The organism is Brucella sp. RRSP16 (assembly GCF_052246815.1).
GTDB classification, from domain to species: Bacteria; Pseudomonadota; Alphaproteobacteria; order Rhizobiales; family Rhizobiaceae; genus Brucella; species Brucella intermedia.
The window spans coordinates 351,948-373,422 of sequence record NZ_JBQQAM010000003.1 but is presented as its reverse complement, the minus strand read 5'-3'; the positions used below and the strand labels follow the sequence as shown (position 1 = coordinate 373,422).

Below are 21,475 nucleotides of genomic sequence, written 5' to 3'. Positions count from 1 at the left end.
TCCCTTGCTTCGATATTGAAATGAGCCATCCATGCGGTGGCTCATCCGATACCCTTATTTTGGTGTTACGATGACATATCCCGTCACTTACTACAGCCGTACCAAGGCAGACGACTTCGCACGTCCGACGCTGGAGCGTGAGATAACAGCAGATGTCGCGGTGATTGGCGGCGGGCTTGCCGGATTGTCGGCTGCCTTGCAGATGGCGCGCGCTGGCAAGAAAGTAGCTGTTCTGGAAGCCGAAAGCATTGGCTTCGGCGCATCAGGGCGCAATGGCGGATTTGTCAGCCCCGGTTTTGCGACCGGCGGCGATGCGATTGCCGCCCGTGCCGGGGGCAATGTCGCCAAAACGCTTCACGAAATGTCGATCGAAGGCGTCGAGTTCGTTCGCCAGAACATTGCCTCGCTGAATATCGAGGAAGCCCAGCTATCACCCGGCATCATGAGCGTTCGTCGCTATGACGATGGCGACAGCCTGAAGCACTACGCCGACGAACTCTACCGCGACTACGGCTACAAGCTCGATTTCCATACAACAGCCGAAACCCGCAACATTTTGAATTCCAGACGCTATTTCCAGTCTGTCACTGATCCCAATGCCTTTCATATCCATCCCTTGAATTATCTGCGGGCGCTTGGGCGCGAGATAGAGCGGCTTGGCGGGCGGATATTCGAGCACAGCCGTGTCGTTCAATTGCTCGACCCCGGTGATGGCAAGCTTGTAAAGACGGCTCAGGGACAGGTCAAAGCAGGCGCCGTGCTGATAACCACCGGCGGCTACACAGACGGGCTCGTCGGGCAGATCAAGCGGGCCTACCTGCCCATCGCAACCTATGTGATGGTAAGCGAGGAAGCGCCCGAACTGATTGCGTCGGCAATTCGCACCACATCCGCCATCGGTGATAACCGGCGGGCGGGCGACTATTATCGTGTGATCGACGGTGGCCGCAGACTGTTGTGGGGCGGACGCATCACGACAAGAGCAGCGGATACGCCCGGCGTCGTGCGGGAACTGCGCAGCGAAATGGAGGGGACCTACCCTCAGCTCGCGTCGCTGAAGACGGAACTCGCATGGTCGGGCCTTATGTCCTATGCGAGACATCTCATGCCACAGATCGGCAAGCTGGACCGCGCCACCTGGTATTGCACGGCATTTGGCGGCCACGGGCTCAACACGACCGCCATCGGCGGCAAGGTCGTCGCCGAAGCCATCTGCGGACAAAGTGACCGGTACAAGCTTTTCGAAAAATTCGGGCTGGTCTGGGCCGGAGGAGCTGCGGGTCTCGCAGCTGCCCAGCTGACCTATTGGAAATTGCAGATGCAGGATTGGCTTGCCGAGCGAAAAGCAGGCTGACAGGGGAGAAAATATGCTCGGGAGGTTTTTTCTGACGCGGCCGGAGGCCGCTAAACGGACTGTTCAGGTAGCGTTTTTTGTTATCCTGACAGCGCTCTTCTGTTTCATGAATGTCCGGTTCTCGGGCATAACAAACTGGCTGGGGATCGATCCCAAAGTCGCGAAGGCGGGTTTCACCAAGGCGACGTTGCTTTCCTCTGTTCTGCTCAGTCTCATAATCTTCGCCAATTGGAGCTTTCTGAGACTTTTTCCGCGTTGGGCACAGATCATCGCCATTTGGGCGGAACTGTTCCTGCTGCTGATGATCTTCTTTTATTCATTCAATCTCTCGTTTGAATTCATCGCCAGAAAGATCGGATTTCTCATCAGCCAGGGCGTCGTTACGACGCTTTATATTTCCACCGCCTCCATCTTCTTCGCAACCGTTCTGGCGCTCATCGGCGCTGTGGCCAAACTCTCCAAGAACGGTCTGGTCTACGGTCTGGCGACGTTCTACACTTCGCTCTTCCGCGGCCTGCCATTGCTGATGCAGATTTACATTATTTACCTCGGCTTGCCGCAGGTGGGTTATGTCATCGGGCCGATTCCCGCCGGTATTCTGGCGCTGTCCCTGTGCTATGGCGCTTACATGACGGAAATCTTTCGTGCCGGCATCGAAAGCATCCCGCGCGGACAGCAGGAAGGTGCCGCGGCCTTGGGCCTCGGACCATCACAAACAATGTGGCTGGTCATTCTTCCTCAGGCGATGCGCATCATCATTCCGCCAACGGGCAACCAGTTCATCGCCATGCTGAAAGACTCGTCGCTGGTCTCCGTCATCGGCGTATGGGAACTCATGTATCTTGCCCGCACACAAGGCCAGACCGAGTTCCGGCACATCGAAATGCTCATAACCGCATCGATGATCTACTGGGCCCTGTCCGTCGTTCTGGAATATGGCCAGGCGAAACTCGAAGCTCGCTTCAAACGTTCTCTCGTGCGTTGAACGCGTCATCGTAGAGGCGTCGGGCCTGAAGCAACATCAAACGAAAATCGGCGCGGAATTACCGCGCCGATCCATTTTAAAACCTGTTTCAGACTATCGCCGCCATCTGAGCGACATGCATGACAGGCCTGCATCGATCCGCCCGATTTCGCCTGTCTTGAGGGGGACAACCTTATATCCCTCCTTATCAAGCTTATCGATCGTGCGGGGATAGTCCGCGCCGACGAAAACGACATCGTTGACCCGAAGCGCATTGGCGGCTGCCTCTTCACCTTCCGGCGTCACAATTTCACGCATGCCTCGAAAGAAGCCGGAACCCGCCAGCCTGTGCGTCGCAAGCACCGTCTCCTCGTCTAGCAGCGAGCAGTCGGTCTTGAAGTGCAGTACACCCTTCGGCGTCTCGACAATTTCAGCGGCGCGTCCGAGCCCTGCCAGTGCAGCCCGAAGCCCTTCGGCGCCACTCTTGTCGGTACGGGCCGACAGGCCGATCATCACCACCTTGGGCGTCACCAGCACATCACCGCCATCGGCAAAACCGGGCGAAGGGAGCGACACGACATTCTCAAAGAGCGAACGCAGAACCGGTTCGATTTCAGCCGTCTCACCCATGCGCGATGGTGCGCCGGGACGCAGCAGAACTGCGCCTTCGTGGAACACCAGCGCCGGATCTTCTACAAATATCGAATCCGGAAAATCCTCCATCGGCGGCAGAACCGTCACCTCGACACCAGCGTTTCGCAACGCCTGCACATAGGCTTCGTGTTCTTCCCTGACACCTTCGTAGGTCGGATTACCCCTGTCATCGGCGCGCAAACCATTGACGACGGATCGTCCCGGCGTGCGGACGATAGCTGCATTGAATTGATAAACGGCGGTCATGGAAATCACTCGGGTTTGAGATAGGCTTCAGCAAGCTCGGTCCAGAAGGCCGCGCCGATGGGGATCAGATCATCGTTGAAATCGTAAGACGGGTGGTGGAGCTGGAAGTCGTTCTCTCCCTTACCGCCGCCCACAAAGAAGTAGGTTCCGGGCCGCTCACGGAGCATATAGGCAAAATCCTCGCTGCCCATGAAAGGACGCTCCAGATCGATCACGTTCGCCGCGCCAAACGACTTCACCGCCAGGGAGCGGGCGAAATCAGTTTCCGCGGCATGGTTGATCGTCGCATCATAACTGCGCAGATATTCCACTTCAGCGGTGAGTCCGAAGCTCTCTGCCTGATGCGCTGCAACACGTTTGATGCGTTGCTCGATCTGATCGCGGATGGTGGGCGAAAAAGTGCGAATACCGACGACGATTTCTGCCGTCGACGGAATGATGTTGCTGGCCGAACCACCATGGAATGCGGCAACCGTCACAACCGCCGGATCGAGCGCTGGCACGTTACGCGACTTGATGGTCTGCAGGGCCATCACAATCGAAGCGCCCGCTGTTATGGGATCGGCAGTTTTTTCCGGTTCCGAACCGTGACCGCCGTAGCCGTTCACCCTGATAAATGCCTCATCGACCGCAGCCATGATCGGCCCATCGCGGAAGGCAAACTTGCCGAGGGGAATGCCGGGATCGTTATGAAGGGCAAAAACAGCATCACAAGGAAAACGGTCGAACAATCCTCCGTCTATCATGATCTTGGCGCCGCCGAAATTCTCTTCCGCTGGCTGGAAAATCAGATGAATGGTTCCGTCGAAATTACGCCGCTCAGCCAGAGCCTTGGCAGCACCGAGCAACATCGTCGTATGGCCATCATGTCCACAGGCATGCATCAGACCCGGGGACTTGCTGGAATAGGGCAGATTTGTCTGCTCATGAATGGGAAGCGCGTCGATATCAGCACGAATGCCGACCGACTTGCAGCCCGATCCATTGGTCAAAGTCCCGATGACCCCGGTTTTCGCAAGTCCTCGCGTGACCTTGTATCCCAGAGCCTCGAGCTGCCGCGCAATGATCTCGGAAGTCCGTTTCTCCTCGAGCCCCAGTTCGGGGTAGGCATGAAGGTCATGCCGCAGTGCTGTCAGCTCTGGAAGGTTGTTGCGAATAGCAGTTGAAAAATCGCGCATTCAAGCACCTCTTGTCGGAATTCGGTTCTCAAGACGCCGGAAGACCAGGACCAGACCCGCGGTCAATATCATGTAGATCAAGGCCAGCAGCAGAAGCGGCTCATAAGTGAGATAGGTTTCCTGGCGCACCCGCGAAACGACGCCGTAGACATCGACGACGGTTATGGTTGCCACCAGCGGCGTCGATTTCAATTGGAGGACTGTTTCGCCGTTCAGTGTGGGCAGCGCGCGATGGATCGCGCGCGGCAGCCAGATACGGCGAAACACTTTCCAGGGCGACATGCCGAATGCACGACCGGCCTGCAACTCGCCGGACGGCACGCCGGCAAACGCACCGCGCATGACCTCCCCCTCATAGGCCGCGAAAGAGATCGTCAGCGCGGCAAGTCCATATGGCCATGCCTCGCGCAGATAAGGCCAGATAAAAGAGCCGCGAATGCCGGGAATGGAGGGGAATAGCGAACCAAGGCCGTAATAGAGCAGCCAAAGCTGCAGCAGCAATGGTGTTCCCCGGATGACGGTGCAGAACGCCTTCGCTGGCCAGCTCAACCACCATGGGCCAGTCACCTGAAGCAATCCGAGGGGAAGAGCCAGCATAAACCCCAGAATTGCAGACCCGAACAGCATGAACAGAGTTACCACGATGCCGGAACCCAGACGGGGCAGGTATTGCGGCAGCCAGTCCCAGCGGCCAAACACCACCGCCGAGGCAAACAGTGCGATAGCAATGATAATCAGCACAAGGCGGTGCGGTTCGAGCCAGTTTCTGGCGGATGTCCGGTTTCCCAATACTGCTGAAGATGTGCTCATCTCAGTCAATCCGTGCGAAACCACGGCGCGCGCGCCGCTCGACAATGCCGATGAAGACGTTCGAAATCAGGGTAAGCCCGAGGTACAGCACGCCAGCCGCCATGAAGAACAGCAGATAATGCTTGGTCGTGCCCGCTGCCTGTCTCGTCACCAGCGTCAGTTCACTGAAGCCGACAACCGCCAGAAGGGCTGTATCCTTGGTTGAGATAAGCCACAGATTGGCAAGGCCAGGTATGGCGAAGGGCAGCATGGCCGGTATCGTGATGCGTCTGAGCATCTTGGACGGGGGCATGCCGAATGCGCGCGCCGCCTCGATCTGGCCGGGCGCGATCGCTTTGATCGCACCGCGCAGGACTTCCGTCGAATATGCGCCCTGCACGACACCGATGACAAAAATGCCGGCCGCAAGCCCGCTGATATCGACTTTGCCATGGCCAAACAGAGCAAGCAGCTGGTTCAACAGATCGGTGCCCGCGTAGTACAGGATAAGGATCAGCACCAGTTCCGGCACGGCGCGGACCACTGTCGTATACACTTCCAGAAGGTCGCGGATGATCGGACCGCCATAGAGCTTGCCCAGCGCACCGAACATGCCGATCAGCAGACCGAGCGAATAACCGCCAACGGCAATTTGCAGCGTGTGCCAGAAACCCTGCAGAAGCACCCCTCCCCATCCCGGCGGATTGAGAGCAAGCAGGCTCCAGTTGATCAATGGTGCATCCATGGGCAGTTCCGTTCATGCTGAAATCAGGGAGGCCAGCCGAAGAGATACCGGCTGGCCAGGAAACTCACTGACCGTAAATGTCGAAATCGAAATATTTTTTGGTGAAGGTATCGTAGGTTCCATTCGCACGGATGGCCTTGATCGCGGCGTTCAGCTTGTCCTTGAGTTCCGTATCGCCCTTGCGCAATCCGATGCCTACGCCCGGTCCCAGAACTTCAACATCCTTAGCGACGGTTCCCTTTTCCTCGCAGCATGCCTTGCCGTTATCCGTCGCAAGGAACGTCCGCAGAGCCAGAGAGTCCGCCTGCACGGCATCGATGCGCCCGGCGGTGAGGTCGTTGTTGGCTTCGTCCTGCGTCTGATACTCCTTGATCGTGGCACCGGCGGGCGCGAAATGCTTCACCGCGTAAGCCTGATGGATGGTAGAAACCTGCACGCCAATCGTCTTGTCCTTCAACCCCTCCGGCGTCGCGTCGAATTTGAGATCCTTGGTGCCGATGACGATCGTCGGCGTATTATAATACTTGTCCGAGAAATCGATCGTCTTGAGACGTTCAGGCGTCATCGACATTGAACCGACGATCATATCGATCTTGCCCGTCGTGAGTGCGGGGATGATGCCATCCCAGGCGACCGGCGTTATCACGCAATCAAGCTTGGCCTCTTTGCAGACTGCATCCGCAAAATCGATTTCCCAGCCGTGCCATTTTCCCGTGGCGTCCGGTTCCGTGAAAGGGGGATAAGGTTCGGCTGCGATACCGAGCTTCACCTGTTCGGCACTTGCCGCCCCCACGCCCGCAACGGCAAATGTTACACCAACGCACAGACTAGCTAAAAGACACTTCATTGGTACTCCTCCCATTCCCATTTCAGTGTGTTGAACTGATAAATTTCTTCAATCGCTCGGATTTGGGCGCCCCGAAGACCTCTTCGGGAGGTCCCTCTTCCTCAATCCTGCCATCGTGCAGAAAAACGATGTGATTGGCGACCTTGCGCGCGAACTTCATCTCGTGCGTAACCAGGATCATCGTGCGCTTTTCCTTGGCCAGATCACCAATAACAGTGAGAACCTCGCCGACCAGTTCAGGGTCCAGCGCAGATGTCGGCTCGTCGAAAAGCATCACCAACGGCTCTATCGCCAGCGCCCGCGCAATCGCGGCACGCTGCTGCTGGCCACCGGACATGAAAGCGGGATAGACGTCTCGCTTCTCGTAAAGTCCGACGCGCCTTAAAAGCGCTTCGGCCCGCTCTGTCGCTTCGGCCTTCGGCACGCCCAGCACATGCACAGGCGCTTCGATCACATTCTCCAGAACGGTCATGTGCTGCCATAGATTGAAGCTCTGGAAGACCATTCCAAGCCGCGTGCGAATACGCTCGATCTGCCTTCGGTCCGCAGGTATCTGGCCGCCATTGCCGGCGTTTCGCATGACGATGGTTTCACCGTGGATGGTGACCGCCCCCGATGTTGGCAATTCCAGCATGTTGATGCAGCGAAGGAATGTCGATTTGCCGGAGCCCGATCCGCCAATAATGGCGATAACATCGCCCTCGCGCGCCCTGAGTGAAACGCCTTTAAGCACCTCGAGATCACCGAAACGCTTGTGAAGGTCGACGACGGAGATCGCCTCTTCGCCTTGACTCATGCGGCACAAACCTCCCTTGGCCCGACACCTTTACGGTTTGTCGCAAGCCACCTGGATATTGCTTTATTATCAGCCACTTCGGAGTTCTTTCGACTTCTCGACAAGCGGCCAACCGTTCCCTTGACGTTGACTATACACTTGAATAAGTATTGCGCAAGTGCATAGTCAGACATCGAGGGAGGAGAGGATGACCGCATCGTTTCGACGTGCGCCGGACTTCGATCGTCGCACGGACATGATAGAGGCTACGCTCGACTGCATTGCCGATCTCGGAATTCAGGCGACAACGGTTCGTGCAGTTGCGGCGCGTGCAGGCGTCAGCAATGGCCTGATCCGCCATCATTTCGCATCGAAGGCCAATCTCATCGCCGCCGCCTACCAGCGCATGATCGAAATGATGACCCTGCCCGCATTGAGCGTTCTGGAATCGGATGGCGGCACGCCCCACGACCGGCTGACGCGGTTCATCGCAGCCAGCCTTGGCGGAGCCGTGGCCGATCCCCGGATGCTTTCGCTCTGGGCGACTTTCGTGAGCCAGGTTCATCTTGATCCGGATCTGGAGCACGAACATCGCGAAGGGTATCTCGCTTTCCGGCGAGCCACGGAAACCTTGATTGCCGAGGTATTATCGGCAGAAGGCCGGGAACCGACCCCGCAATCGTGCCGGAAACTTGCCATCGCAGTCAACGCCCTGATTGATGGCCTTTGGATCGAAGGCTGTCTCAGCGCGGATGAAATCGACGAAACCACGCAAATTGGCATCGGACTAAGCTCAATCGGCGCTCTTCTCGGCATCGAGCTTCCTGACGCGCCACCACTTCCGAGAGAATGACATGCATTACGCCTCCATCACCGATAGACTCTCAGGACTGGGTTCGGACAAATGGCGGGTCCATGCACGAGGCAGGGAACTGCGCGTGCTTGGCCATCCCGTCATAGAATTTACGATCGGCGAACCCGACGTTGCCCCCGATTCCTCGCTGCTCGAAGCCTGCAATAACGCCATGCGCGCCGGACGCACACGCTACTCCAGCGGTCGCGGCGAACCGGCGGTGCTGGCGGCGCTGGCGGCAAAATATTCAAAGCGCACCGGCCGTGTCATCACGACCAATAATGTCCTCTATTTTCCCGGAACCCAAACAGCGCTTTATGCCGTTCTGACTGGATTGGTCGAGAGTGGCGACAAGGTTCTCGTCCCCGATCCCTATTACGCAACCTATGAAGGCGTGGTGCGGGCGCCCGGAGCCGATATCGTCCCGGTGCCACTGCGGGCCGACGATGGCTTTCATCTTCGAGCGGAAATACTGGAAGCGGCAATCACGCCCGGCTGCCGGGCATTGCTTCTCAACAACCCGCACAATCCGACCGGAGCGGTTCTCACAAAACCCGAAATTGCTGCGATCAGCGAAGTCTGCCGCAAGCACGATCTCTGGATCGTGTGCGATGAGGTCTATGAAGAGCTTACTTTCGGCGCCGCATTTGCGTCGCCGCTCGACCTTCCCGAAATGGCTGACCGTACCATCGTGGTCTCCTCCATATCGAAGTCGCACGCAGCCCCCGGCTTTCGTGCAGGCTGGGCGGTCGGTTCCGAGGAGTTTTGTCAGAGATTGCTGCCTTTCTCCGAATCCATGCTCTTCGGTGGACAGCCTTTCATCGCCGACATGGCAGCCTATGCGCTGACACATGATCTGCCGACAGCCTCAGTCATGCGCGCGCAGTACAAGGCGCGGTCCGAGCTGATCGTGGAGCGTTTGCAAGGCGTTGCGGGGATCAAGCCCCTGATGCCGGAAGCGGGCATGTTCGTGCTGCTGGATATTGGCGGCACTGGCCTCAATGGCGAGGAATTCGCCAGCCGACTGCTTGAGGAACACTATGTCTCGATGATGCCCGGCACGTCTTTCGGTCAGGTGGCGAAGAATCTGGTCCGCATGAGCGTCACCGTTCCTGAAGACAGCATAATCGAGGCATGTGATCGCATCGCCCGTTTTGCCCGCAGCCTGAACTACAGAGCGGAAAGTCTGGTTTCATGAGCACCAAAATAACGGTCGGGCAAGCGTTGATCCGCCTTCTGGAAGCATACGATGTCGAGACAGTATTTGGCATTCCGGGCGTGCACACAGCCGAACTTTATCGCGGTCTTGCGGGATCGAGCATCCGGCATATTACCCCCCGCGACGAACAGGATGCGGGCTTCATGGCAGATGGCTATGCGCGGGTTTCGGGCAAGCCGGGTGTCTGCCTGCTGATTACCGGTCCGGGACTTACCAATGCGATAACCCCGATGGCCCAGGCCCGAGCCGATTCCATACCGATGCTGGTCATTTCGGGCGTCAACGCGCGCCACACGCTTGGACAATATAAGGGGCACCTGCACGAGCTTCCCGATCAGTCCGCGACCATGCGAACAATCGTCCTGTCGTCAGAGCGACTGGAACAGCCCGGCGATCTTGCAGAACTGGTTGGCCGTGCCTTCGCTCGGATGAAATCCGGACGTCCGGGCCCTGTCCATATTGAAATCCCGACGGACCTTATGGAAGCCCCGTTTGAAGGAAATTTGCGCAAGCCCCCGGTAGCTGCGAGCGCTACGGCTGTGGATTCCAATGTCGGGAAAATCAAAGCCGCTGCAACCCTTTGCGCCGAAGCCCGCCGTCCTTTGATCCTCGCAGGTGGGGGCGCCAACCGGGCGGGTGATGCCATTTCCACCCTTTCGCAGATGCTTGACGCCCCGGTGGTGACCACAACGAACGCCCGTGGTTTGCTTGGCCGTCATCCGCTCGCGGTGCAGGCAAGCCCCAGCTTGCCGCCTATCCGCCAGCTGATCGCCGATGCCGATCTCGTCATTGCAATTGGAACACAGTTCGGTCCGACAGATTACGATATGTATGTGGATGGTGGTTTCGAGCCTCCTGCCCGCATGATCCGCATCGACGTCGACCCGGATGCGGAAGCAACCAGCGCACCGGCTGGCCTGATGATCGTGGGCGATGCCGCCCCAATAACGGCAGAGATCATCTCTGCTCTGCAGCTTCTTCCTCAGGCACCACGTGAGGGCGGAAAGGAGCGCGCAACAGCGGCCAAGGCTGCGGCATACGATTTCCTTTCACCCAAGATGCAGGCTTTGACCGGAGTTCTGGACACCATTCGGGATGCGCTGCCCGGCAGTATCATAGTCGGGGATTCCACGCAGCTCGCCTATGCTGGCAACCTTTTCTTCGAAGCCGATGGCGCACGAAGCTGGTTCAATGCTTCAACCGGGTACGGCGCGCTCGGATTTGGCCCCCCGGCCGCAGTGGGCGCCAGTCTTGCGCAGGGCGACACACCCGTGGTCTGCCTGGTGGGAGACGGCGGTTTCCAGTTCTGTCTCGGCACCCTTGGCACTGCCGCAGACGAAAAAGCGCCTGTGATTTTCGTCGTCTGGAACAATCACGGTTATCAGGAAATCGAAGATTACATGCTTTCTCGGGGCATCGAGCCCGTGGGCGTGCGCCCCACACCTCCCGATTTTCTCAAGCTCGCGCAGGCCTATGGCATACCAGGGGAACATATCCGCCTGACTAATCAAGACAATCAGGATGCGCTTCATCCAAGCGCACTCGACCTTGCGCAACTCGCCGGGGCGCTTCACCGCGCCCAGGCGGTCGAGGGGCCCGCACTTATAGAAATAACGACGCCATAGGCCGGGACGGTCTGGCAAAGCGACTGGGAGGAACGCTATGCATTTCGGACTGACTGAAGAACAGGAAATGATCGTCTCGACAGTTCGGAGCTTTGTCGAGAACGAGATTTATCCGCATGAAACCACCGTCGAGCGGCTTGGCTACGTGCCGGAGGAAATCGGCGACGAAATCAAGCGGAAGACCATCGAACTTGGCTTCTATGCCAGCAATTTCCCGGAATCGGCGGGTGGCCCCGGACTTTCGCATCTTGAGTTCGCGCTGGTGGAGCGCGAGCTGGGACGCGGGTCGATGGCGCTCACCCATTTCTTCGGACGCCCGCAAAATATCCTGATGGCCTGCAAGGGTGAGCAGATCGAGCGCTATCTCCTGCCAGCGGTGCGCGGCGAAAGGATGGATGCACTTGCCATGACCGAGCCCGACGCCGGCTCCGACATTCGCGGCATGAAAGCCAATGCGCGCCGCGACGGCGGCGACTGGGTGCTGAACGGCACCAAGCATTTCATTTCCGGCGCCGAGCACGCCGACTTCGTCATTGTCTTCATGGCGACGGGCGAGGAACAGTCCTCCGCCGGAACGAAGAAGAAAATCACGACCTTTCTGGTGGACCGTGGAACACCGGGCTTCACCATCCGCGAGGGTTACAAATCCGTCAGCCATCGCGGCTACAAGAACATGATCCTTGAATTCGACGACTGCCGTCTTCCCGATGCGCAGGTGCTCGGAGAGGTGGATGGTGGCTTTGCGGTCATGAATGAGTGGCTTTACGCGACCCGCATAACAGTTGCGACGATGGCGGTTGGACGTGCCCGTCGCGTATTCGACATGATGGTCGACTACGCCGCCCAGCGTAAGCAATTTGGCCAGCCCATCGGCCGCTTTCAGGGCGTCGGCTTCCAGCTTGCCGATTCCGTCACCGAAATCGACGCCGCCGACTGGCTGACGCTGGCAGCGGCCTGGCGTCTCGATCAGGGATTGCCGGCAAATCGCGAAATTGCCTCGGCGAAAGTCTACGCATCGGAAATGCTGGCTCGCGTCACCGATCGGGCCATTCAGGTGCATGGAGGCATGGGCCTGATGGACGATCTCCCGCTGGAACGCTTCTGGCGTGATGCGCGTGTCGAGCGGATATGGGACGGCACAAGCGAAATCCAGCGCCATATCATCGCCCGCGACCTCCTTCGCCCGCTCGGAGCCTGATCGTGAGCAAAAAGAACCTGTCTCGTGTCTTGCGTCCCCGTTCCATAGCCATTTTCGGCGGAGGATGGTCTACGGCGGTGCTCAGGCAATGCCATAAAATGGGCTTTGAGGGGGAACTCTGGCCTGTCCACCCCACCCGCGATACTATCGACGATATTCCCTGCTACCGATCTGTCGCCGACCTTCCCGGCGCACCGGATGTAAGCTTCATCGGCGTCAACCGCGACGGAACAATCGATATTGTTCGCCAGCTCTCAGCGCAGGGGAGTGGCGGCGCAGTGTGCTTTGCCTCTGGCTTCAACGAAGTATCCGACGGCGCCGAACGCAATCAGGCCCTGCTGGCGGCGGCAGGCGAAATGCCGATCCTCGGCCCCAACTGCTACGGCTTCATCAACTACCTTGATGGAGCCTTGCTGTGGCCCGACCAGCATGGCGGCAAGAGGGTGGAAAGCGGCGCCGCCATTGTCGTGCAGTCTTCCAACATAGCTATCAATCTTACGATGCAGCGCCGGGGTCTTCCCATTGCCTATGTGCTGACAGCCGGAAATCAGGCACAGACAGGTCTTTCCGAATTGGCGGAAGCCGCGCTCGAAGACCCCCGGGTTACCGTTCTCGGTTTGCATATAGAAGGCTTCGACAATATTTCGCGGTTGGAACGTGTCTTCGCCAGAGCGCGTGAGATGAGAAAACCGGTTGTCGCCATCAAGGTTGGAACTTCAGCTGCGGCACAGGCGATGACCCTGTCACACACGGCATCGCTAGCTGGAGCAGACACGCTTGCCGACGCTTTCTTTGCGCGATGTGGCGTCGTGCGTGTTGGAACGCTCGACGAATTTGTCGAAACGCTGAAACTGCTCCATGTGCTTGGCCCCTCACCGGACAACAGCCTTGGCTCGATGAGCTGTTCGGGCGGCGAAGCCTCACTTGTCGGCGATCTTGCAAGCGCCACTGGTCTCGATCTCAGACCGCTGGCGCCGGACGAGGCAAACAGGCTTCGCGCCACCCTGCCCGAGATGGTTACCATCTCCAACCCCCTCGACTACCACACCTTTACATGGGGAAACGGGCCGTCGCTGACTGAGACCTATCGCGCCATGCTCGATGGCAATTTCGGCCTGACCATACTGGTGCTCGACTTCCCCCGTGGGGACCGTTGTGTTGACAATGGTTGCGAAACATCGCTCGAAGCGGCGATAGCGGCGCACGAAGCTGGAGGCGGTCGCTTTGCGCTGGTTGCCAGCCTGCCGGAGAACATGACGGAAGCCCGTGCCGAACGTCTAACAGCCGCAGGAATAGCACCTATGATGGGGCTTGCAACTGCGCTCGCGGCGGCAGCCAATGCTGCCTGGGTTGGCGAAATCTGGTCGAAACCGCAATCTCCAATGCTGGCTGACCAAGCGCCAGCGTCGCCATCTGCAGCCACCGCAATGGATGAGTGGTCATCGAAATCCGCCTTGCGCGAAATCGGCCTCATAACCCCGACGGGCGGCGTAGTATCGACTATCGACGATGCTGTCGCCCTTGCCGAAAAGCTGGGTTACCCCGTCGTTCTCAAGGGGGTGGGTGAGAACTTGCTTCACAAAACGGAAATGGCGGCGGTGTGCCTCAATCTGGCGAATGCCGAAGCAGTACGCACTGCCGCCCTCTCGCTTACTGCTTTGAAATGCGATTTTCTCGTCGAGAAAATGGTTCAGGGTGGTGTGGCTGAACTGATTATCGGCATCGCGCGCGACCCGCAATTCGGGCTTTATCTGACCATTGGCGCAGGTGGCGTGATGGTTGAGCTTTGGAACGATACACGGTCGCTGCTCTTACCTGCGAGCCGCGAGGAAATCCGCGAGGCGCTTCTTTCCCTGCGCTCCGCATCCCTTCTCACCGGCTTTCGGGGCAGGCCAAAAGCCAATATCGAAGCCGCCGTCGAGGCCGCGTGGCAGGTTGGCAACTATGCGCTCGAACAGGCAGGGAAACTTGAGGAACTCGACATCAACCCGCTTATTGTCACAGCGGATAATGCAATCGCCGTCGATGCCCTGATACGCAACAGGAGAGCTTGATGACTGACGAGGTGAAGGCCGTTCGCAACGGTCAGATATTGGAGATCACGCTCGACCGGCCAAAGGCCAATGCCATCGACCAGCCAACCAGCCGAATGCTGGGCGATGCTTTCGCCATGTTTCGCGACGACCCGGATCTGCGCGTTGCTATTTTCACAGGCGGGGGCGAGAAGTTTTTTTCCGCCGGCTGGGATCTGAACGAAGCGGCTTCGACCGGCGGAGATGGGTATATCGCCGACTATGGTCAGGGTGGAATCTATGGCTTTTCCAAATTGCCCGGATTGGAGAAGCCCGTCATCTGCGCGGTCAACGGTTATGCCATCGGCGCGGGTTTCGAAATTCTCCTGACTGCCGATTTCATCATCGCCGCCGACCACGCGCAATTCTGGCTGCCGGAAACTTCGCTCGGGGTTCTGCCGGATATCGGCTCATTCGTTCTGCCCAAGCTCCTGCCCAAGGTTATAGCGAACGAAGTTCTTTATGGAGGACGGCGTTTCAGCGCGCAGGACTTCCTCCGCTGGGGTCTGGTCAATGACGTGGTGCCGCAGGCGGAGCTGATGAGCGCTGCTCGTGCGCTCGCTGCCCGTATCCTGCGCTCCGCGCCGCTTTCTGTGGCCGCAGCCAAACAGACAGCGCGTATGGCCGAACATATGAGCCTGGCCGAAAGCTACGCCGCCATGCGGGCCGGTAATTTCCCGCTGTTCAAATCGCTGATCGAAAGCGAAGACGCGCTGGAAGGACCGCGCGCAGCGGTCGAAAAGCGCGATCCCGTATGGAAAGGCAGATGAAATGAGCGCACATGCCGAAGACGCCATAACAACCCGCCGGGACGGGGCTATTCTGGAAGTTACGCTGGATCGGCCCAAGGCCAACGCCATCGACTTGCCGACATCGCGCGCGATGGGTCAAACTTTTGCAGCCTTCCGCGATGACCCGGAATTGCGTATCGCCATCCTCAAGACCGCTGGCGACCGTTTCTTTTCTGCCGGTTGGGATTTGAAAGCCGCGGCAGAAGGCGCGCCTATCGATGGTGACTACGGAATTGGCGGTTTCGGCGGCATCCAGGAACTGCGAGACCTGAACAAACCTGTCATCGCCTGTGTCAGCGGCATGGCCGCAGGCGGCGGCTTCGAACTGGCGCTGTCCTGTGACCTGATCTATGCCTCGGAGCATTCAACCTTTTCGCTTCCCGAAATTCGCTCCGGAACCATTGCAGACGCAGCAAGTATCCGGCTTCCGAAACGCATTCCATACCACATAGCCATGGAACTTTTGCTGACCGGTCGCTGGATCGACGCTCACGAAGCTCATCGCTGGGGTTTCGTCAACGAGGTCCTGCCTCAGGAGAAGCTCGAAGAACGCGTTTGGGAGATCGCCCGTCTGCTCGCCTCCGGTCCTCCACTCGTTTACGCCGCGATCAAGGAGACGGTCCGGCGCGCAGAAAGCGAGGACTTCCAAACCATGATGAACCTCATCATGCGGCGCAAGTTGGCGACGGTCGACATTCTGTATGGTTCGGAGGATAATTTGGAAGGCGCCAGAGCTTTCGCCGAAAAGCGCGATCCTGTCTGGAAGGGAAAATAGCGACTGTTGTATCAAGGAGCAGACGCGCGGCCGGTGGCAGATACCATCCACCAGACCGGCTTTTTATCGCAGGCTGCCGATAAGACAGTCCGGCAGCTTTTTTCTGCGTTCAATATGTCCCGCAATTATTGATTGCGGAGTTTTTCCAGCTTCTCCGAAACCAGGTCCTCAGGGACCAGTTTGGCGAATTCATCGCCATCCTGCGGATCGGAATGCTTGAACACGTACCAGCCGCCAGTCGGTTCCTTCCTCTGGTAGATCGTCTGGCCATCGATCATGTGCTCGAAACACGTCCTGTCGCTGGATGTGCCGTTTGGAGCATGCCAGTCGGCTTCAAGGCACATCCGTCCGGTGTCGGCCGCCAAGCTTGCCGCCGTCAAGGCGCAAACCGCCCGCATTGACATGGGTATCGCCCTTGAAACCGCTGCTGTCGCCCGAAAACGCCAGCATACCGTCACCCGACTTGGTCAGGCCGCCCGTACCGGTAAAGACATTCGACAGCGCAAACTCATTGCTGGCCTCGACAATGTCGAAGGTGCCGCCGCCCGCACCCCAGGTGATCGCCTTGTTGGTGCCCTTGAAATCCGTGCCGGTGATCTGCAAGGTGCCGCCGTCAAAATTGAGCGCGCCTGAACCGAGGTTCTCTTCCTGCTCGACCGAGATCACACCGGCATTGAGATAGGTATCGCCATAGCTGTTATTGCCCGAAAGCGTCAGCGTGCCGGTGCCGTCCTGCGTCACGCTGCCCGTGCCGCTGACATTGCCATCCAGCACCGTCGCGCCCTGGGTGGCGACCACCAGGTCGCCACCGCCAAGCACGATATCGCCGAGAATCGAACCATCCGTCGTGCCATCGCCCAGTTGCAGAATGCCGCCAGAAACCGTCGTCCCGCCCGTATACTTGTTGTTCGCCGTCAGGACGAGCGTACCGGCGCCAAGCTTGGTCAACGCACCGCCAGCCCCAAGTGTCTGACCGACGGTAAACACATTGTTCGCATCGGCAATGTCGAAACCGCCGCCCTCACTGCCCCAGTTGATCGTGCGACCCGTCGACTGAAAGTCCGTGCCGGTGATCTGCAGGATGCCGCCGTTGAAGCTCAGCGCTCCGGCGGTATCGCCCAGATTGGCTTCCCGGCTCACCGAAAGCGTCCCGCCATCCAGTATCGTGCCGCCGGAATAAGTATTGTCCGAGGTCAGGACTGTCGTGCCGCCTCCCAGCTGGCGTACATTGCCGGTACCGGAAATGAGGCCGCCAAAGAGCATCGGATCGGAACGGTTGAAAGCCAGCGTTCCTTTGGTGCTTGCGTCGAGACCGGTATTGACATCCCCAGTAATCTCGCCCTTTGTGCCGCCATCGCCGATTTGCAGCACGCCCTCCTTGATCGTCCAGTCTTCCGAACGACCGGTCAGCGACCAGGTGCTCGTGCCGGTCTTCTCATAGATCTGGAAACCGTAATATTGCGCCCTTCCGTCTACGCCTACCCCGGAAGTCATGTCCCCGGCAAAGGTCGCATCCGTATCCCCGCCAAGAATGAATGTGTTCGACCCGCCTGTATCGGCCCAAACAATCCCGGTAATGTCCGAACCGGCATGAAGCTCAAGTATATTCGTACCGCCTTGAAAGCGTATCGCGTATCCGTCTTTACCGGCGTTACTGGTTCCTGGAGCGCCGCCAATGCCATTTCTAATGGTGCCGCTGTTCACAATCGACAGATTTGAACCGACAATAGCATCGCCGCCATCACCATTAGGACCGCCTGTGTCAGACGCCCCACCATCGCCGCCGAGGATCTCACCGGTATTGTTAATGGTTGCCCCGAAGCATAGATCGCAACGCCGCCTCGGCTGCCAGGACCACCCTTACCGCCCTGCACTGTCCCCGAATTATCGATAATGTTTCCGGATTGGCTGAACGCAGATGTCGGCATGGAAACACTGGCAGCACTTAAGATCGCCAGAAACGAGACGGAGCGCGCCAGCGCAGAGGCGCGGTTGTTGATTGCTGTTGATCGGGAAGGACGAGACCTGGAGAGAGTGGACAATGTAAACTCCTGCGTAAAATCAATAAAGGATTAGATGGCAAAGACGCGCGGCGTGGCGGCTTCAGCGCCACTGACGGGCACCGCCAGCTTGCAAGCGCCTGCGCGCAGACTGCGTTTAAAGCGAAGGGCTGCACTTGAAGGGGCCGGCATTGCTGTCTGTTTCGATCGATCAATCATTTTTTCTTCCAAACGCATCTTCAAAAATCACTGTGTATGTATGCCGAACCCGCAAAGGGCTAATTCGTCTGCCGCCATCGCCAGATGCGCGTTGTGGGAGTTACCCCAACCGCACGCTTCGCAACCCCATCACCTGCCATATCCAGGCGCTTCGCTCCGCAAACGCATATGCGCGCTTTGCCATGGTCATCTTGCCGGCGACCGGAACAACGAAAGGATGCGACCCGGATGGAAATGAAACCGGGCGAGATCGGCATGGCGCAATCAATGCAGCCAGGCTGCGTTCTCCGATTGTCCTTTACCCCGCCAGTCTTCCACCTCCCCCAAAACCTTTTCGTGATAAAATCTCAAATCAAAAGCGCACCACGGCCACAGTGGAACGAAGAATCGAACCAAGATATATCACGCGGGTGTTACCGGAGAATAACTAACGATTCTTCTTTAGTAAATATACACCAACTAATTGCATAATATTAGTGATAGATAAATTATAATAATATTATAATATATGCAACTTATGAATGAGAAAATAGGAGCTTCTCAAGAGATTAAGTTCCAAAAGGTTTGATCTCTTCTCGTATCATGCTCCAAATCTTTGATTCACTCACGAAGAACTGCAACCAGATGGTCAACGAAGGAGCGGAAACCGCCTGCAATCGGCCTGCAGCAGCAATTCGGCTGAACTGAAGAACATTGAAGGGTATGGCTGTTGCGAGTTGATCTATCCTGATGAGGAATGGCGTTCAGCTCCGGCAATGAAATAGAGTGCGAGATTTGATCTTTCAGACGGGAATCTGATTGCCTGACGGGGCGGCTTTGCCAATATTGATTTAAACACCTCGAACGGGAACAGACGATACTGTGACGGTTCAGCCTATTTTGCTTCGCACGACCCCTATTGGATCGAGCAACGGTCGCGATCGATAGGGCTCTATATCCGGGCCGAATAGCGTAGCCGCCAAATTCGCCGGACACCCTTACTGGCCGCTGGCATGTCACGTGGATTTTGCAGCAATGACGCCGCCTTCGTTCCGGGGGGGATATCCCCTAGCGGCTCAATAGGACCACGGGTGCAGTGTATATGTGCACCGACACGACGGAAGTCATCGGCGTCGATCCAGCCGATCACTGGCACCAGGTCCACAACCGGCTGAACCAATCTCAAGCCGAACACTACATGCCCAAACGCCATCCCGCACGGAGCGGACGTCATAGAAGCAGGCCGCGAGTTGAGACGGCATCCCTGCGGTGACGTTGCTCGCCGCCATCCGCATCACTGCCCCAGAATCGCCGGAGTTGTCATCGGAGTTCAGTTGGAATGTGACCGCCTGTGCACTGAACGGCTCTCTACCGGCGGGCCAACTCAAGACCGGCCACTGTCACGAGAGGCAACATACCATCGAGCGGGAGGCTGCTCTACGATAGACAGTGGAAACTATATGATTGTTTCCACTGATTTATAAAGGGATATAGCGTACAGCCGGCCGTGTCCGGACGGGCCTAAATCATTCCCACTCAATCGTGCCTGGCGGCTTTGACGTCACGTCGTAGACGACGCGGTTGATACCACGCACTTCGTTGATGATGCGGGTTGCTGCATTGCCGAGGAAGTTCATGTCGTAGTGATAGAAATCAGCGGTCATGCCGTCTACGGAAGTCACGGCGCGCAGCGCGCAAACGAATTCGTAGGTACGGCCATCGCCCATCACTCCGACGGTCTGAACCGGTAGCAAAACAGCGAAGGCCTGCCAGATGGCATCGTAGAGGCCAGCCTTGCGGATTTCGTCCAGATAGATCGCATCCGCTTCACGCAGAATTTCCAGCTTTTCGCGCGTGATGCCGCCGGGGCAGCGGATCGCGAGGCCCGGTCCCGGGAACGGGTGACGACCGATAAAGCTGTCCGGCAGGCCGAGTTCCTTGCCGAGCAGGCGCACTTCATCCTTGAACAGTTCGCGCAGCGGCTCAACCAACTGCATCTTCATGCGCTCGGGCAGACCGCCGACATTGTGGTGCGACTTGATCGTGACCGAAGGTCCGCCGGTAAAGGAAACGCTTTCGATAACGTCAGGATAGAGCGTGCCCTGCACCAGGAAATCTGCGCCGCCGAGCTTCTTGGCTTCTTCTTCGAATACTTCGATGAAGAGGCGTCCAATCGTCTTGCGCTTCTTTTCCGGATCGGTTTCGCCTTCCAGTTCGCCGATGAAACGGTCGGAAGCATCCACGAGGATCAGCGGCAGATTGTAATGTTCGCGGAACATTTCAACGACCTGCTGCGCCTCGTTCTTACGCATCAGGCCGTGGTCGACGAGAATGCAGGTGAGCTGATCACCAATGGCTTCGTGGGCCAGAAGGGCTGCAACAGAGGAATCCACGCCACCGGAAAGCGCGCAGATGACCTTGCCGCTGCCGACTTGCTTACGGATCGCTTCGACAGCCTTTTCGCGGTATGCGCCCATCGTCCAGCCCGGCTTCACGCCGACGATACGATGAACGAAATTCTGCAACAGCTTGGCGCCATCCGGCGTATGCACAACTTCCGGATGGAACTGCACGCCGTAATATCTGCGCTTTTCATCGGCGATGGCTGCAAAAGGTGCGTTCGGCGAGGTACCGATGATTGTGAAACCATCCGGCAGCGACGTTACGCGATCGCCGTGGCTCATCCAAACCTGGTGACGGGTGCCCTTGGCCCAGATGCCTTCGAAAAGCGGGCTGTCTTCCTGCACATCCAGGAAGGCACGACCAAATTCGCGGTCATGACCGCTTTCCACCTTGCCGCCCAGCTGGGCGCAGATGGTCTGCTCGCCGTAGCAGATGCCAAGAACCGGAATACCTGCCTCGAAAACCGCCTGCGGCGCACGTGGCGAGCCGATGTCGGTCGTCGAATGCGGGCTTCCTGAAAGGATGACGCCTTTCGGCTTCAGCCGTTTGAATGCCTCTTCAGCAGACTGGAAAGGAACGATTTCACAATAGACATTGGCCTCGCGCACGCGACGCGCAATCAGCTGCGTGACCTGGCTGCCAAAGTCGATGATAAGGATTGTGTCGGGATGTGCCGTAATACTCATGTGCAGCATCTATTTAAAAAGTGGCCGGGATGCAATGCCTATATGGGGTATGGACGAGATGCTCAACAAGTGTGTTGCGAAAAAGGGGCTTATACTGACACAC

General features: G+C 57.9%; 18 protein-coding genes. 9 read left to right on the top strand and 9 right to left on the bottom strand.

Annotation, left to right across the window (positions count from 1 at the left end; genetic code table 11):
- Positions 1-70: 70 nt before the first annotated feature.
- Both ACS5UA_RS07240 and ACS5UA_RS07235 read left to right on the top strand, forming a co-directional pair.
- Positions 71-1,354, top strand: coding sequence for an NAD(P)/FAD-dependent oxidoreductase (locus ACS5UA_RS07240; protein WP_443101242.1), 1,284 nt, complete (start codon positions 71-73; stop codon positions 1,352-1,354).
- Positions 1,355-1,367: 13 nt separating this feature from the next.
- A complete protein-coding gene (locus tag ACS5UA_RS07235; RefSeq protein ID WP_151660703.1) occupies positions 1,368-2,339 on the top strand; it encodes an amino acid ABC transporter permease in 972 nt (323 codons plus the stop codon).
- Positions 2,340-2,432: 93 nt separating this feature from the next.
- On the opposite strand, the gene ACS5UA_RS07230 is transcribed toward ACS5UA_RS07235, so the two are convergent.
- The 6 genes from ACS5UA_RS07230 to ACS5UA_RS07205 form a co-directional block, all read right to left on the bottom strand.
- Positions 2,433-3,218, bottom strand: coding sequence for a dimethylarginine dimethylaminohydrolase family protein (locus ACS5UA_RS07230; RefSeq protein WP_266030627.1), 786 nt, complete (start codon positions 3,216-3,218; stop codon positions 2,433-2,435).
- Positions 3,219-3,223: 5 nt separating this feature from the next.
- The gene (locus ACS5UA_RS07225) at positions 3,224-4,396 is read right to left on the bottom strand and encodes a M20 aminoacylase family protein (RefSeq protein ID WP_273771148.1); all 1,173 of its coding nucleotides are present in this window, start codon (positions 4,394-4,396) and stop codon (positions 3,224-3,226) included.
- On the bottom strand, positions 4,397-5,206 hold the full coding sequence (locus ACS5UA_RS07220; protein ID WP_266030631.1) for an ABC transporter permease: 810 nt from the start codon (positions 5,204-5,206) through the stop codon (positions 4,397-4,399).
- Between the two features lies 1 nt (position 5,207).
- Entirely contained in the window at positions 5,208-5,930 is a 723-nt protein-coding gene (locus ACS5UA_RS07215) for an ABC transporter permease (protein WP_021588144.1), read from the bottom strand.
- Positions 5,931-5,994: 64 nt separating this feature from the next.
- Positions 5,995-6,777 carry a transporter substrate-binding domain-containing protein gene (locus ACS5UA_RS07210; protein WP_100652244.1) on the bottom strand — a complete coding sequence of 261 codons (783 nt, stop codon included), beginning with the start codon at positions 6,775-6,777 and terminating at the stop codon, positions 5,995-5,997.
- Between the two features lie 22 nt (positions 6,778-6,799).
- Complete coding sequence (locus tag ACS5UA_RS07205; RefSeq protein WP_266030634.1) at positions 6,800-7,573, bottom strand: ABC transporter ATP-binding protein; 774 nt, start codon at positions 7,571-7,573, stop codon at positions 6,800-6,802.
- Between the two features lie 187 nt (positions 7,574-7,760).
- Here ACS5UA_RS07205 and ACS5UA_RS07200 point away from each other — a divergent pair, with 187 nt between their 5' ends.
- Genes ACS5UA_RS07200 through ACS5UA_RS07170 form a run of 7 tightly spaced genes read left to right on the top strand, consistent with a single transcriptional unit; the run spans position 7,761 to position 16,085 of the window.
- On the top strand, positions 7,761-8,405 hold the full coding sequence (locus ACS5UA_RS07200; protein WP_266030636.1) for a TetR family transcriptional regulator C-terminal domain-containing protein: 645 nt from the start codon (positions 7,761-7,763) through the stop codon (positions 8,403-8,405).
- Position 8,406: 1 nt separating this feature from the next.
- On the top strand, positions 8,407-9,603 hold the full coding sequence (locus ACS5UA_RS07195) for a pyridoxal phosphate-dependent aminotransferase (RefSeq protein WP_443101241.1): 1,197 nt from the start codon (positions 8,407-8,409) through the stop codon (positions 9,601-9,603).
- Entirely contained in the window at positions 9,600-11,249 is a 1,650-nt protein-coding gene (locus ACS5UA_RS07190; protein ID WP_443101240.1) for a 5-guanidino-2-oxopentanoate decarboxylase, read from the top strand. Before ACS5UA_RS07195 ends, ACS5UA_RS07190 begins: the two co-directional genes overlap by 4 nt.
- Before the next feature lie 37 nt (positions 11,250-11,286).
- A complete protein-coding gene (locus tag ACS5UA_RS07185) occupies positions 11,287-12,447 on the top strand; it encodes an acyl-CoA dehydrogenase family protein (RefSeq protein WP_176073033.1) in 1,161 nt (386 codons plus the stop codon).
- Complete coding sequence (locus tag ACS5UA_RS07180) at positions 12,444-14,501, top strand: acetate--CoA ligase family protein (RefSeq protein WP_277402828.1); 2,058 nt, start codon at positions 12,444-12,446, stop codon at positions 14,499-14,501. Before ACS5UA_RS07185 ends, ACS5UA_RS07180 begins: the two co-directional genes overlap by 4 nt.
- Positions 14,501-15,289, top strand: coding sequence for an enoyl-CoA hydratase-related protein (locus tag ACS5UA_RS07175; RefSeq protein ID WP_443101239.1), 789 nt, complete (start codon positions 14,501-14,503; stop codon positions 15,287-15,289). The genes ACS5UA_RS07180 and ACS5UA_RS07175 overlap by 1 nt, the downstream gene beginning before the upstream one ends.
- 1 nt (position 15,290) lies before the next feature.
- Positions 15,291-16,085 (top strand): carnitinyl-CoA dehydratase, encoded by a 795-nt coding sequence (locus tag ACS5UA_RS07170; RefSeq protein ID WP_021588151.1) that lies wholly within the window; start codon positions 15,291-15,293, stop codon positions 16,083-16,085.
- A 125-nt stretch (positions 16,086-16,210) separates the two neighbouring features.
- Here ACS5UA_RS07170 and ACS5UA_RS07165 read toward each other — a convergent pair whose 3' ends face one another.
- The 3 genes from ACS5UA_RS07165 to guaA all read right to left on the bottom strand — a co-directional run bounded on the left by ACS5UA_RS07165 (position 16,211) and on the right by guaA (position 21,372).
- Positions 16,211-16,450: a DUF995 domain-containing protein gene (locus tag ACS5UA_RS07165; RefSeq protein ID WP_241083995.1), complete on the bottom strand. Its 240-nt coding sequence runs from the start codon at positions 16,448-16,450 to the stop codon at positions 16,211-16,213.
- Positions 16,419-17,579, bottom strand: coding sequence for an autotransporter-associated beta strand repeat-containing protein (locus tag ACS5UA_RS07160; RefSeq protein ID WP_241083996.1), 1,161 nt, complete (start codon positions 17,577-17,579; stop codon positions 16,419-16,421). Before ACS5UA_RS07160 ends, ACS5UA_RS07165 begins: the two co-directional genes overlap by 32 nt.
- Before the next feature lie 2,230 nt (positions 17,580-19,809).
- On the bottom strand, positions 19,810-21,372 hold the full coding sequence (gene guaA, locus ACS5UA_RS07155) for a glutamine-hydrolyzing GMP synthase (protein WP_241084039.1): 1,563 nt from the start codon (positions 21,370-21,372) through the stop codon (positions 19,810-19,812).
- Positions 21,373-21,475: the final 103 nt, after the last annotated feature.

Excerpts from the sequence above, each read along its gene's own strand:
- ACS5UA_RS07200 (WP_266030636.1), top strand. The coding sequence starts at position 7,761 with ATGACCGCATCGTTTCGACGTGCGCCGGACTTCGATCGTCGCACGGAC.
- ACS5UA_RS07240 (WP_443101242.1), top strand. The coding sequence starts at position 71 with ATGACATATCCCGTCACTTACTACAGCCGTACCAAGGCAGACGACTTC.
- ACS5UA_RS07160 (WP_241083996.1), bottom strand. The coding sequence starts at position 17,579 with ATGACTTCCGGGGTAGGCGTAGACGGAAGGGCGCAATATTACGGTTTC.
- ACS5UA_RS07230 (WP_266030627.1), bottom strand. The coding sequence starts at position 3,218 with ATGACCGCCGTTTATCAATTCAATGCAGCTATCGTCCGCACGCCGGGA.
- ACS5UA_RS07225 (WP_273771148.1), bottom strand. The coding sequence starts at position 4,396 with ATGCGCGATTTTTCAACTGCTATTCGCAACAACCTTCCAGAGCTGACA.
- ACS5UA_RS07190 (WP_443101240.1), top strand. The coding sequence starts at position 9,600 with ATGAGCACCAAAATAACGGTCGGGCAAGCGTTGATCCGCCTTCTGGAA.
- ACS5UA_RS07175 (WP_443101239.1), top strand. The coding sequence starts at position 14,501 with ATGACTGACGAGGTGAAGGCCGTTCGCAACGGTCAGATATTGGAGATC.
- ACS5UA_RS07170 (WP_021588151.1), top strand. The coding sequence starts at position 15,291 with ATGAGCGCACATGCCGAAGACGCCATAACAACCCGCCGGGACGGGGCT.
- guaA (WP_241084039.1), bottom strand. The coding sequence starts at position 21,372 with ATGAGTATTACGGCACATCCCGACACAATCCTTATCATCGACTTTGGC.
- ACS5UA_RS07235 (WP_151660703.1), top strand. The coding sequence starts at position 1,368 with ATGCTCGGGAGGTTTTTTCTGACGCGGCCGGAGGCCGCTAAACGGACT.
- ACS5UA_RS07205 (WP_266030634.1), bottom strand. The coding sequence starts at position 7,573 with ATGAGTCAAGGCGAAGAGGCGATCTCCGTCGTCGACCTTCACAAGCGT.
- ACS5UA_RS07210 (WP_100652244.1), bottom strand. The coding sequence starts at position 6,777 with ATGAAGTGTCTTTTAGCTAGTCTGTGCGTTGGTGTAACATTTGCCGTT.
- ACS5UA_RS07185 (WP_176073033.1), top strand. The coding sequence starts at position 11,287 with ATGCATTTCGGACTGACTGAAGAACAGGAAATGATCGTCTCGACAGTT.
- ACS5UA_RS07195 (WP_443101241.1), top strand. The coding sequence starts at position 8,407 with ATGCATTACGCCTCCATCACCGATAGACTCTCAGGACTGGGTTCGGAC.
- ACS5UA_RS07220 (WP_266030631.1), bottom strand. The coding sequence starts at position 5,206 with ATGAGCACATCTTCAGCAGTATTGGGAAACCGGACATCCGCCAGAAAC.
- ACS5UA_RS07215 (WP_021588144.1), bottom strand. The coding sequence starts at position 5,930 with ATGGATGCACCATTGATCAACTGGAGCCTGCTTGCTCTCAATCCGCCG.